This is a genomic window from Xenorhabdus sp. PB30.3 (assembly GCF_963895965.1).
Lineage (GTDB): Bacteria > Pseudomonadota > Gammaproteobacteria > Enterobacterales > Enterobacteriaceae > Xenorhabdus > Xenorhabdus stockiae.
Genome location: NZ_CAWQMW010000122.1, coordinates 21491 through 35187, shown reverse-complemented (window position 1 = coordinate 35187; position 13697 = coordinate 21491). Strand labels below are relative to the sequence as shown.

The window sequence follows — 13697 nt, the reverse complement described above, 5'->3', positions numbered from 1 at the left end:
CCTCTTGCACTTAATGGATCAAATCACGCCAAAAAGTGTCAAGCTGTTCCGCCTACGGTCAGGTTATCCAGTTTCAATGTAGGCTGCCCAACTCCCACGGGAACACTTTGACCCTCTTTACCACAGACACCAACACCTTTATCAAGGGCTAAATCATTACCAACCATGGAAATCTGCTGCATCGCCTCAATACCGGAGCCAATCAGCGTTGCGCCTTTTACCGGTTTGGTGATCCTACCGTTTTCAATCAAATACGCTTCTGATGTCGAGAAGACAAACTTACCTGAAGTAATATCCACCTGACCGCCGCCAAAATTCGGTGCATACAGACCACGATCAACACTGGCAATAATTTCTTCTGGTGTAGAGTTACCCGCCAGCATGTAGGTGTTAGTCATACGTGGCATAGGCAAATGGGCATAAGATTCACGACGACCGTTCCCCGTCGGAGCAACACCCATCAAACGTGCATTAAGTTTGTCCTGCATGTAACCTTTTAAAATGCCGTTCTCAATCAGGACATTGTATTGTCCCGGAACCCCTTCATCATCAATAGATAATGAACCCCGACGCCCTTCAATCGTGCCATCATCAACCACAGTACATAGCTCGGAAGCAACTTTCTGCCCAATCTGACCAGAGAAAACAGATGTGCCACGGCGATTAAAATCACCTTCCAGACCATGACCAACGGCTTCATGCAGTAAAACGCCCGGCCAGCCTGCACCCAGTACAACCGGCATCGCTCCCGCCGGAGCCGCAACTGCTGAAAGATTGACTAATGCCATGCGAACAGCTTCACGGGCAAATTGCTCTGCCAGCGTCTGCCCATCAGTGTCTTGCAGGAAATATTCATAACCATAGCGGGCACCACCGCCACTGGAACCACGCTCGCGTTTGCCGTCTTCTTCGACCAATACACTGACAGAAAGACGTACCAGCGGACGGATATCAGCGGCTAATGTGCCATCCGTCGCAGCAACCAGTACCTGCTCATAAACCCCACTCAGGCTGGCATTAACTTCCTGTACTCTTTGGTCTTCCGCACGGGCAATTTTATCAACATGGTGCAGCAAGGCGATTTTCTCTTCCCTGCTCATACTTTGCAGCGGATCTACTGCTGGATACAAAGCGTTATGTGTTACTGCTCCCAGGGTATGGGCAGTACCATTTCCTATTTCTCTTACAATGCTGCGCGCTGCCTGTGCACTTTGCTGCAAGGCATTCAGAGTGATCTGATCAGCATAGGCAAAACCGGTTTTCTCGCCGCTAACAGCCCGGACACCTACTCCCTGATCAATATTATAGGATCCATCTTTGATGATACGATCTTCCAATACCCACGTTTCGTGGTAGCTGGACTGGAAATAGAGATCAGCATAATCAAGGCGGCGTTCTGCCAACTGCCCTAATACAGAAAACAAGTCGTTATGATTCAGGCCATTGTCAGTCAGTAAATGTTCACTGACATAAGTTAAACTCATAGTGTTTACTCTTTATCTAAATTTGTATTCTTTTTTATCAAAGAAGTCAGTTGCGGACGGAAGCGATTATGTTTCACCACTCTGATTTGTTCACGCATGTGAGTCAGGCTGTCTCGCCGGATATTGAGCTGGAGTGCACAGACACTCAGAGGATTTTTCTTAATGATTTCCCCCCAGCCACTCACTGCCATTGAATGCCCCCACGTTCTGCGGGTGCCGTGCACACCGACCTGTGCAGGAGCCAGTATAATACATTGATTCTCAATTGCGCGGGCACGCAAAAGTGGCTCCCAGTGTGCTTTACCTGTCAGTCTGGTGAAAGCAGCCGGTACAGAAATCAGTTCGGCGCCCTGTTCCCTCAGTGCCTGAAACAGGCCGGGAAAACGCAGATCATAACAGATAGTCATTCCCAGACGACCGACAGGTGTATCAACAACCGTAATGTGTTCACCACGCTGATAAATAGAAGATTCGTTATAAGAGCCGTGTTCATCCTTGATATTGACATCAAACATGTGGATCTTGTCATAGCGGGCGCGAATTTCACCCTGATCATCAAATAATAAGCTACTGCTGGTAATACGGTTCGGATCTTCCCGACTGATCATCGGCATTGAACCAATCAGTAACCAGATACCATAATGCTGTGCAAGTTCACGCACGGCCTGCTGTAACGGGCCTGTTCCCTGTTCTTCTGCATGTTCGCGATAAGCATCAGCGTCTGCAAACAGTAAGGCATTCTCCGGGGTCAGAACCAGCTTTACAGTTTTAGGCAATTGCTTAATCTGCTGTTCAATTTGCGCTAAATTATGTTTGATGTTTGTACCGCTGCATAATTGTAAGAGTGCAACATTGACGTTTCTCATGACCCTTTATTCTCCTTAAGCTGACGTAAGACTTCATCAATTTTAGGTTGTTCCAGACTGCCGGTTATTCGATAGCGAATGACTGAGATCTTGCTCCATAACGGGCCTAACACTTTCGCCGCTGCAAAAACAGCAGCACCTGCCATAGGGTTAATCGCAAAAGCGGTTGCCACACCGACTGTGGCTGATATTTCCGGGGTGATCACCAACTCCATATTGAGCTGACGCTGGATAAAGTTTATCTGACCTTTTGCATCGATATCAGCTTCCAGCCCATCAATATGGAAGTTATCCGTATACATAACCCCATTTTTTAGTTGTGCATCGCCGCGCATAGAATCAAAGTTAAAATCATCACTGAATGTGTCACTGAAATCCAACTGTAATTTACGCAATAAAGCATCAAAACTGACCAGCCTCAACAGTTGTCCGGCTCTGCCTGCGCCCAGTTTAGCTATTGTGCCTTTGCCCAGTGTCCCTGTCAGACGGCCATTAAGCGTTTTAATATCAGGCTGCCACGGCGTATCCTTCCAGTTAAGATCAAAATCAAACTTAAATGGAGCACCGGTAATGGGAATAATGAACCCGAGATAAGCAGCCATATCATCTAAACTTCCCCCTGATATTTGCCCCTTAGCCCGAGTATAGTTTCCCTCATTACTTTCACTCCAATGACCGGATAATGTCAATTTACCAGCACTATTTTCTACCCGGCCATCAGTCAGAACCAATGAGTTGCCTTCCGGTTTGACCGTTCCTGAAATTTTTCCGATTTTCGATCCGGCCAGCCAGCATTCATTACATCTCACATTAAATGTTGGCCAGTGACTCAAATTATATTTTGGTGTATCTGCTACGCTTGAAGCCAGCGAGTTGCCATCATTGGCAGCGCTGCCCGGGAACACCGGATTATAATAGAGATAATTAAATGCTCCCTGCCATATCCTATCCGAATAAACCCACAAATCGCCGTCAATTTCTTCTCCGATCGCATTAATATGCAAACTATCAGATTGTTTGCTGGCACTCAGTATAAGATTATGCCAACGCTGCCCGCCGATATTCAAAGAAGGTATTGTAATTTCAAATAACTCAGGCCACCTGAAAGCACCACCCGTTCCGGATTTGGTTTCCAATGTTCCAAGCAGTGCCAGCCATTTATCACCTTCAATATCAGGTAAATTCAGTTCGAGCATTGATTTTTCAGGTAACGCAGGAATGCCGTTTTTATCTGTGTTCAGAATACCCCGCTGTAAACGGGTATAGCCTTTCTCCAGTAACCATTGGCTATTGAATTTATATCTGTTCCCTAATGAACCGGTAAGCCTAAGCTGATTATCATCCCCTTCGGCCTGAATATTGAGATCATTCAATTCCTGCAAAGAGGCGGTTTCCAGCCCGTCTAACGTGCTGTTGATACGTGACAAATCAGCATTGATTGCAACCTGATATTTTGCGCCCTGTTGTGGTAATTCATGTTGCAAAACCTCACCTTTTGAGGGAATGGTAATATTGACTTTTCCCTGCCAGTCAAGCCGCCCTGATAACTGGCGGCGTATTTCTGCCGGCAATTCCGGTAGTGTTGCCACGGGCCAGCCAGCATTCAGGTCAACATTAACCTGATAATGTTGCGCTAAATCCTGCGTCGTAAATCGTAATGACAGAGGGTTACCAAGCCAGTTAGTGGAAAGGCTATCACTTTGCAATTTGCCATTATCAAAGCGGAACTTGCCACTGAGGTGCTTCATTCTACTGTTCAGTGGCTGAATAAAGAGTTCAGTATCTTTCAGCACCACTTCACCACGGGCATCAGTTTTTCCATCTTCCAGATGTATATCCAGATGAAGATTGCCATCAACCTTGCCGCTGAGCTGTAAATTATCCAGCGCACTTCCGACAGTATCGGATAATGAACTATGGTGAAAATAGTCGTGAATATCTTCGCCATCTCCGGAAATGTCAGCATCAATTAAGAGTTTTTCTTTATCATAATCAGCGATAACAGCAGAAACCCGGGAAGCATCGACTTTACCCAGTTTCGCTTTATCTGCCTGTATCCATAATCCGTTATTGCGGAAATTCAAATTAGCATTCAGGTCAAACAGAGCTGGCCAGTCTGGCTGGTACTTAAATGTTGCATTGCGCAGGGGAACCCACACCTGAAATTGGCCATTGTTATGCCTGAATGGAAAGTCATGAGGGTTACCCTGAAAAATCAGCGTGGCATTATCGATTTTCCCTTTAATTAACGCTGTCGTCAGATAATCCGTCAGTGATTTTCCCATCAGGGTTTGGGGAAAATAGCGCCATGCTTCGCCTGCATCCTCGACTCGGATCCCTGCCAGCATTTCCAGCTTTGGGGGCTTATTCCTGAGTTCTGTATAATTAAAATCGCCGTTTATCCATAATGATTTGGCCTGCAAATCCAGCCCCTGACTCCATATTTTCAAACCTTCCTGATCACTTTTCCATTCGATTTTCCCTGCACCGCTGGCAATATCAAACGGTGCCTGAAACATTTGCCGATAATCAATAAAGCTATTTTTCAACTCAAATATGAAGTTTCCTTGCTGTTTATTTCCCGCCAGCGTGCCACTAAAATCATTCACTGAAGGCAGCTCTTTCCAGCGAGACCAGCTGACATCCTGCCACTTAACAGCAATATCCATGCCATCGGCCAGTTCAGGCGTGACATCAAGGTCAAAACGGTGAATTAGTCCTTTTAGCTGCCGATGCTGCCAGTCATTGACGATCTCAGGAGTCACAGGTGACATCAGCGGCAACATGCCACTCAGCCGTTCAAGCTGAATATTTTCAGCCCGAATACGCCAATGATCTTTGTTCTGATATTTGTTTGCCTTCGTGATATATAAGGCGGCAAAACGACCGGCAAGCCACTGCTGACCATTAGTGTTCAGGCTTTCCAGATTTGGGATATCGAACAGCCAGCCTTCTCCCTGACGACGCATTTGCAAAAGCAGATCATGAACAGTGAGCTGATGTTTCTTCTCCCCCACATGCCAGCTGGCATACCCGTGCCTGAGTTGTAAATGCCCACTATCAATTCTCCCGTTTTTCAGGGTAATCCAGTTAGCCAGACTGAAACGGGCATTTTCCAGGCCGGTACTGTCTTTTAACCATCGGCTGAGCCACAACCGCATATCAATGTCATCAGCCTGTAAATAGATAGTGCCGCTATCTAAAACATGATTAATATCTTTCAGGTCAAATTTAATCTGTACAACACCTTCCTGCCCATTAATCGAAGACAGGTTAATATGCCCCTCTGCACGATGCCGGTTGTCTTTATTCAGCCATGCCAGCTGCGGTAATAATAATCTGACTTTTTCTCCCGATGGAGTAGGAAAAGTCAGGCTACTGTCATGCAATTCGAAATAATTAAAACGTTCGAGAAACAGGGAGGATAGCTTGTCCGGTTTAGGTAACTGGTGTTCACTTTCGCCATCAAACAGTGGCTTATCATAATCCACCTGAAGCTGATAAAAAGAAAGGTCACGGAAATGCCAGCGCCGCTGTAATAATGAGCGCCAGACATCCAGAGAAAGCGTCACTTTTTTGGCTTTAATATCCGTTTCTTCGTTTGTTGCATGAAGATCCCGGACTTCCAGCTGAGGGCCAAATGGCTCCCAGCGACCACTGATGTAACCTATATTGACGGAAACACCGGTCAAGGCTGAAATCTGGCGTGCCAATTGCTGGCGATAATCATTAATATGAGGCAGGAAAAAACGTAACCCGCTGACAAACAAAGCCACAATGATAATGATTATTGCGGCTGTCGCTAATAATATCCCGAGCAGTCGCCTCACTCATTTCTCCTTGTTTTTCAGCACGTTATACTCGTCGTCTTTCAAGCTGCCTCTTTGTTGGCTACGCTCGTTCACCCCAGTCGCATAGTTATCTATGCTCAGGGGATGACTGAGAGGCTCCTGCCTCTCACCGGAGGCTAGCCTTTGGCTGGGCAAATTCGTTCCCGACGAATTTGTCACTCCCTTGCCGCCGCGATGCAACTTGAAATCCATAGAGTATGTTATTTACTCAAAAAATTTAAGGTTACATCATAACAACATCAAATTGTTCCTGACTGTACAGCTGTTCAGCCTGTACTTTTACGGATTTACCAACAAAGATTTCTACCTCAGCCAGAGCGTGAGAGTGTTCTCCTTTAAGGGCTTCACTCACAGCATGGGAAGAATAGACCAGAAAACGATCTGCATTAATGGCGCGATGAACACGTACAATTTCCCGTAAAATTTCATAGCATACCGTTTCAACAGATTTTACGGTGCCGCGCCCCTGACAAGTCGGGCAATTATCACATAAAATGTGCTCAAGGCTTTCCCGCGTGCGTTTGCGTGTCATTTCCACCAGACCAAGCTGAGAAAAGCCATTGATGGTCGTTTTCACGCGGTCTTTACTTAGAGCCTGTTCCAAAGAAGCGAGAACCCGACGACGGTGTTCTCCGTCAGCCATATCGATAAAATCAATAATAATGATCCCGCCCAGATTGCGTAGCCTCAACTGCCGGGCAATCGCCTGAGTAGCTTCAATATTAGTATTAAAGATAGTCTCTTCCAGGTTCCTATGCCCAACAAAAGCACCGGTATTAATATCAATGGTCGTCATGGCTTCGGTTTGATCGATAATCAGATAGCCACCCGACTTTAATTCTACTTTGCGCTCCAGTGCGCGCTGAATTTCCGTTTCCACGCCACAGAGATCGAATATCGGCTGATTTCCCTGATAATGTTCCAGCTTGGCATTCATTTCAGGGATATACTCATCAATAAACTCCTGCACTTGCAGGTAGGTCTGGCGGGAGTCAACCCGGATGCGATCAAGAGAATCTTCGGCAAAATCACGTAAAATACGCTGCGCTAATGCCAGCTCACCATAAACTTTCGTTTTCGTGATATTCCGTTTTTTACGCTCAATGACCTTACTCCACAGGCGCTTCAAAAATGCAGCATCCTGCTCAATCTCCTCTTTTCTTACCCCTTCTGCGGCAGTGCGGATGATAAACCCGCCATGTTCATCGCAATAATCCATCACGATGGATTTCAGCCTATCGCGCTCTTCTCCGCTTTCAATTCGCTGGGAAACACCAACATGGGAGGCCCCCGGCATAAAAACCAGATAGCGTGAAGGCAGGGTGATATCGGTTGTCAGGCGTGCTCCTTTGGTGCCGAGGGGATCTTTGACAACCTGAACGAGCAGATCCTGCCCCTGACTGACCAGCTCAGCAATATCCCTGACATTAAAGTTTTTCCGCTCCTCGCCTGCGATACATTCTGTATGAGGCACAATATCTGAAGCATGCAAAAAGGCGGCTTTCTCCAGCCCGATATCAACAAAAGCCGCCTGCATACCGGGTAAAACCCGGCTGATACGGCCTTTATAAATATTACCGACTATTCCCCGTTTAGCTTCCCGTTCAATATGAACTTCCTGCAAAATACCGCCATCGATATAAGCAACCCGCGTTTCGGATGGTGTTACATTGACTAATAACTCTGCTGTCATAAGTGACCCTTCCCATCAGCTAACGCCAAAAATCGTGTGATTAATTCATACGTTTCAACCAGTGGCAAGCCGACAACAGCATGGTAACTGCCATTAATACTTCTGACAAAACAACCGCCTTTACCCTGAATGCCGTAAGCGCCGGCTTTATCCATTGGTTCTCCAGTTGCAATATATTCCTGTATTTCACGTTGGGATAAATGGCGAAATATCACATCTGTAACCACTAACTCACTTAAGGTATGCTGACTGTTCGATAAAGCAACAGCCGTCATGACCTGATGGTGTTGTCCTGACAGCGCCTGTAACATTTCCGCTGCATGTTGCTCATTATGGGGTTTTTCCAGAATACGATTATTCAGCACAACAATTGTATCAGCGCCCAGAACGGGGAGATCATCCGGCGCAATTGCCACACCCGCTTTTGATTTTTCTCTGGCTAATCGTTCGACATACTGCTGCGGAGACTCTTCTTCCTGCCATTTCTCTTCAACCTGTGGTGTCAGGATCTGAAAATTAAAATCCAGCAGTTCCACCAGCTCACGCCGCCGTGGTGAGCCAGAAGCCAAGTAAAGAGTTTTCATAGTGAGTCATCCTTTCTGTCAGTTCATTTAAAAGCGGTTCATTTATATAAAAGCTGTTCATTAAAAAGTAGAACCCGCCTTTAACGAACTGAAAATTGACGGCGGATTTTCCGCATTAATAAGAATAGCCAGGGCCAGAGAATACCATTGACTACGCCATTCCAGAATACTTCAGAATGGAAAATAGTCTGCAGGATCAGAGCGTGAGTCAGGAAAACACAGAGGTTTATCAATGTTGAGAGTATCATCACAATGAGTGATTGTTGCCAGAGTGCCATATTGCGAATGAGCTGAAATTTAAAAGCAACCAGAAAACTCACGAGACTAAAAGCCAGTGCATGCGCGCCAAGAATGCTGCCCTGCAATAAATCAATCAGGATACCCAGAATAAACCCGGTACCAACACTGATACGATGAGGAATAGCAAGCAGCCAGTAGATAAGGCATAACACTGGCAGCGTTGGCCGGAATACATCAACTTGTTCCGGCCACGGCATACTCTGTAAAACCATTGCTATCAAGAAAGACAACCAGACAACCCAGAGACCACGTCCGTGATACTGACTCATCGGTTATTCTCCGTAGCTAATGGTTTATTAACTGATGGGGCGACTGAAGATGGTTGCCCGGCCACGGGTTTCTTTCTGTTATCCTCTTTTTTACTACCCTCTCCACTTGAATCTTCTGGCAAAGAGTGAAGTTTTTCATCAGCCGGATTTGGCAATACGTATGGCAAAAACTGCTTCATGCGCTCATTTGCGGCTCGATATACCTCAGAAGGCGGCAACGGTTCAGATGGGTTATTATCCGGCCCCCATACCAACAGCAGATAACGCAGGCGACGTAATTCGGCCAAAGGACGGGCGTAAATAACGGTATGAGCCCGCTGATTGTCTATCCTGACAGAAGAAACCACTGCCACAGGATAACCTTCAGGGAATCTTCCCCCCAGACCAGAAGTCACCAGTTCATCACCGACCCGGATATCCGTGTCACTCGGTAATGGTTCAAGGTGCAGATCATCGGCACAGCCTGTACCACCAGCGATCACCCGGATATCATTACGTAATACCTGAACCGGCAGGGCGTGAATCGGATCGCAAATCAGTAACACCCGGCTACTTAGCTGACTTACTGAAACAACCTGCCCGACAACACCGCGATCACTAACAACCGGCTGCCCTTCATAAACACCATCTTTTGCGCCTTTATCAATAACAATTTGATCGCGATAAGGATCCAGACCACGGGCAATTACCTGAGTAGCCATCATGTGTTCATCATGACGCAAAGGTGAACCCAGTAAGGAACGTAACCGGATATTCTCCTGTTTTAATTGGCCCAGAAGTAATAATTTGCTGTCCTTCAACCGCAATTCATTGCGCAAGGAGTAATTTTCCAACTCAAGTTGTTTGCGGGCAGTTAGAGAATCAGAAATACCATCTAAAAACTGGCGGGGACCATTGGCAAGAAAATAAAAAGGACTCACTGCCGTATCCATATAGCTACGGACTTTATGGAAAAAATCAAACCTGCTGTCTACCACAACCAGAATAATGGCAATAGCAACAGCAAAAAAGAGTCGTAATTGTAGGGAGGGCCCTCTGCTGAAAATTGGCTTCATAAGTTGCGCATTATTGAGCGGTTTCGTGTCATAAACAATAAAAGAGTCATAAACGATACACTTTTGGATAAACAGCAAGGAGGCACCGATAAACACGCCTCCCAGCTCGCAGAGTTACTTTCAGTCTTCGCTGAATAAATCGCCACCGTGCATGTCGATCATTTCCAGCGCTTTACCGCCACCTCTGGCAACACAGGTCAGTGGATCTTCAGCCACAATCACAGGAATACCTGTTTCTTCCATCAGCAAGCGATCAAGATTGCGTAACAATGCGCCACCACCGGTCAGCACCATGCCTCGTTCTGAAATATCAGAAGCCAGCTCTGGCGGGCACTGTTCCAGTGCTACCATAACGGCACTGACAATACCGGTCAGCGGCTCTTGCAGGGCTTCCAGAATTTCATTGGAATTCAGTGTGAAACTACGTGGTACACCTTCAGCAAGGTTACGGCCACGTACTTCGATTTCGCGGACTTCATCCGTTGGGTACGCAGAACCAATTTCATGTTTAATACGTTCTGCTGTCGCTTCACCAATCAGTGAACCATAGTTGCGGCGGACATAATTGATAACCGCTTCATCAAAGCGATCCCCGCCGATACGGACAGAAGAAGAATAGACAACGCCATTGAGGGAGATAACTGCAACTTCTGTTGTACCACCACCGATATCAACAACCATTGAACCCGTTGCTTCTGAAACGGGCAAACCTGCACCGATTGCCGCCGCCATTGGCTCTTCAATCAGAAAGACTTCGCGTGCTCCTGCACTTTGGGCTGATTCACGAATAGCCCGACGCTCAACCTGCGTCGCCCCGACTGGTACACAAACCAGTACGCGCGGGCTAGGACGCATAAAACTGTTGTTATGAACCTGTTTAATAAAATGCTGCAACATTTTTTCCGTGACATAAAAATCAGCAATCACACCATCCTTCATTGGCCGGATAGCTGCGATATTCCCCGGAGTACGTCCCAACATCTGTTTTGCTTCCAGCCCCACGGCTGCAACGCTTTTTGGTGAACCGGCCCTGTCTTGTCGGATAGCAACAACAGAGGGTTGATCCAAGACAATTCCCTGACCTTTAACATAAATAAGGGTATTGGCAGTACCCAAGTCAATGGACAAATCATTGGAAAACATGCCACGAAATTTCTTTAACATAACGAAAGGATAATCCTGCAAGCTGGGGACGGATGTTGTCCGTCTACTCTACCAACCACATGAAGCAGCGACAAGGCGCATCATTAACTACTTTTACTACTTCAATGAAAGTGGCTACGTTATTCACATCAGAAACACGATATTCTACGTTACTTTTTTCTGACAGAGCAGAAAAAAACTGCATAAAAATGGGTTAATTCCACCAATAACCCCGTCACTGAACCCTAAAATGTCCAAATGCCCTAAAAACCAACATTATAGTGTATATAGTGCATCCCGCGATGTTACTGATTCACTTTTTCTATGTTGACCTATAATGATTTCAGCAAGTTCAACAAAAATTAATTTTTTCTCAAATATTTTGATTTATTTTGCCATCTCTAGCCAATATCACGCCCCAATAAGCCCGGTAAAAATGATTCATTAATTTCCCGCTTTATCTTCAGCACTTAAAAGAAAAATTGTTCTTCATCGACACTTATGCACCTGTAATCGGCGGATAAATCTGTTGATTACTGAACCAATAAGATATAAAAACAAAGTCATTATTAATAAGTGAATTATCAATATTGAAATCATTATCAGGCATATTTAACTTTCAGCATGTACCCGAATAAAAATCAGCAATCACTGTTTTGCGACTATTCATCACAATATTGCAGACTGCCCGTTTCTGCATTTTTAATTTTATCTATATTGAGAATGTCACAAAAAATGAAATCATGAGAATCGTGATGGTGTTATACCCAAAATCCATCAGAGGGAGAACCTATGAAAGCATTACTGCTGGAACAGCATGATACATTATCAGCTTCTATTCAGGATATTGACACAACCCAACTTCCACCCGGTGATGTCATCGTCGATATTCACTGGTCAACCCTCAATTATAAAGATGCACTTGCTATCACCGGCAAGGGGAAAATCATCCGCGAGTTTCCGATGATACCGGGGATCGACTTCTCCGGCGTTGTTCGTCACTCAGAAGATCCCCGCTTTCATATCGGGCAGCAGGTTTTATTAACCGGCTGGGGTGTGGGTGAAAATCGTTGGGGTGGTCTGGCAGAACAGGCCAGAGTCTCAGGTGAATGGCTGACTCCATTGCCAGCAGGTTTAAGTACCAGACAGGCTATGATTATCGGCACAGCCGGTTTCACCGCTATGTTATGTATTATGGCGCTGGAACAGGGAGGTATAACCCCTGAAAGCGGCGAAATCGCAGTCACAGGTGCCACTGGCGGAGTCGGAAGCACAGCAATTACCCTGCTCTCTCTGTTAGGGTACTCTGTTGTCGCCATCAGCAGTAAACCCGAAAGTCAGGAATATTTACGTTCTCTGGGAGCAAAAGAAATTCTGCCGGTTTCAGACTTCAGCCAACCCGCTCGCCCGCTGGAAAAACAGCGATGGTCAGGTGTTATTGATACTGTCGGTGGTACAATTCTGGCCAAATTGCTGGCTCAGGTATCCCACAACGGCACCGTAGCTGCCTGCGGGATGGCAAGCGACATTAATCTGCCTACCACTGTCATGCCATTTATCCTGCGTAATGTCCGCTTACAGGGTGTTGAGTCAGCAATAGTCTCGGCCGCCGATAGACCAAAGATCTGGGAGCGGTTACAAAAGCTGTTGCCGGAATCTTTTTATCAACAGACCGCAAACGAAATTTCATTAGATCAGGTGATCGAACACGCTAATCAGTTGGTAAACAATCAGTCAACAGGTAGAACAGTGGTAAAGATCCGCTGAAACTATGCCGATAAGCGTAAGTCTAATAAAATCAAGCCCGAAAAGCTGATAAGACCAGTATTTTGCTGCTAAATGTTACGATATGTTTATAATGTCGGGCTTTATCGTCAAATTTACAAATATTGATAATAGAAAAAGATGACAAACTGCTGTCATCGAGTTATCTTGAACGATTGTTGACAGATTGCCGGAGATACCCGCACAATGGCAGACAAGTTTCGCATTTTACTCTTGAACGGTCCCAACCTGAATCTATTGGGAACGCGAGAGCCAGAGACCTACGGCAAGTTAACGCTTGATGACATCGTCAGCAAACTGTCACAAGAAGCTCACCAGTCGGGTATTGAATTATTCCATCTGCAATCCAATGCAGAATCTGAACTGATTGAGAGAATTCATACTGCGCGGGGGAATACCGATTTTATTCTGATTAACCCTGCGGCATTCACGCACACCAGCGTAGCGTTACGCGATGCACTTCTGGCAGTGGATATTCCATTTATTGAGATCCACCTCTCTAATGTGCATGCCCGCGAGCCATTCCGCCATCATTCATATCTTTCTGATATTGCCGTTGGCGTGATCTGTGGTTTGGGTGCTGATGGCTATAGTTTTGCATTACAGGCAGCGGTCAACCGCTTGTCAAAATCCAATACCCAATGAATTTCGAGTTGCATCGCGGCGG

General features: G+C 46.0%; 11 protein-coding genes. 2 read left to right on the top strand and 9 right to left on the bottom strand.

The window, feature by feature from the left end; genetic code table 11:
• Positions 1-38: 38 nt before the first annotated feature.
• From tldD to AACX38_RS09225, 9 genes are all read right to left on the bottom strand, one after another.
• Positions 39-1484: a metalloprotease TldD gene (gene tldD / locus AACX38_RS09265; RefSeq protein ID WP_099122287.1), complete on the bottom strand. Its 1446-nt coding sequence runs from the start codon at positions 1482-1484 to the stop codon at positions 39-41.
• Between the two features lie 5 nt (positions 1485-1489).
• Positions 1490-2350 (bottom strand): deaminated glutathione amidase, encoded by an 861-nt coding sequence (nit1, locus tag AACX38_RS09260; RefSeq protein ID WP_228862902.1) that lies wholly within the window; start codon positions 2348-2350, stop codon positions 1490-1492.
• Positions 2347-6180, bottom strand: a complete 3834-nt coding sequence (gene yhdP / locus AACX38_RS09255; RefSeq protein WP_228862901.1) for an AsmA2 domain-containing protein YhdP — start codon at positions 6178-6180, stop codon at positions 2347-2349. Before yhdP ends, nit1 begins: the two co-directional genes overlap by 4 nt.
• Before the next feature lie 244 nt (positions 6181-6424).
• The gene (rng, locus tag AACX38_RS09250) at positions 6425-7894 is read right to left on the bottom strand and encodes a ribonuclease G (RefSeq protein ID WP_099122285.1); all 1470 of its coding nucleotides are present in this window, start codon (positions 7892-7894) and stop codon (positions 6425-6427) included.
• Positions 7891-8478: a Maf family protein gene (locus AACX38_RS09245; protein WP_099122284.1), complete on the bottom strand. Its 588-nt coding sequence runs from the start codon at positions 8476-8478 to the stop codon at positions 7891-7893. Before AACX38_RS09245 ends, rng begins: the two co-directional genes overlap by 4 nt.
• A gap of 80 nt (positions 8479-8558) precedes the next feature.
• A complete protein-coding gene (mreD, locus tag AACX38_RS09240; protein WP_099122283.1) occupies positions 8559-9047 on the bottom strand; it encodes a rod shape-determining protein MreD in 489 nt (162 codons plus the stop codon).
• Positions 9044-10102: a rod shape-determining protein MreC gene (gene mreC, locus AACX38_RS09235; RefSeq protein ID WP_228862900.1), complete on the bottom strand. Its 1059-nt coding sequence runs from the start codon at positions 10100-10102 to the stop codon at positions 9044-9046. The genes mreD and mreC overlap by 4 nt, the downstream gene beginning before the upstream one ends.
• A gap of 120 nt (positions 10103-10222) precedes the next feature.
• A complete protein-coding gene (gene mreB, locus AACX38_RS09230) occupies positions 10223-11266 on the bottom strand; it encodes a rod shape-determining protein MreB (RefSeq protein ID WP_086113213.1) in 1044 nt (347 codons plus the stop codon).
• Between the two features lie 43 nt (positions 11267-11309).
• The gene (locus tag AACX38_RS09225; protein WP_169926627.1) at positions 11310-11450 is read right to left on the bottom strand and encodes a hypothetical protein; all 141 of its coding nucleotides are present in this window, start codon (positions 11448-11450) and stop codon (positions 11310-11312) included.
• Between the two features lie 587 nt (positions 11451-12037).
• Between AACX38_RS09225 and acuI the strand changes: the two genes are divergently transcribed.
• Positions 12038-13012, top strand: a complete 975-nt coding sequence (acuI, locus tag AACX38_RS09220; protein ID WP_099122282.1) for an acrylyl-CoA reductase (NADPH) — start codon at positions 12038-12040, stop codon at positions 13010-13012.
• Between the two features lie 204 nt (positions 13013-13216).
• Positions 13217-13675, top strand: coding sequence for a type II 3-dehydroquinate dehydratase (aroQ, locus tag AACX38_RS09215; protein ID WP_099122281.1), 459 nt, complete (start codon positions 13217-13219; stop codon positions 13673-13675).
• Positions 13676-13697: the final 22 nt, after the last annotated feature.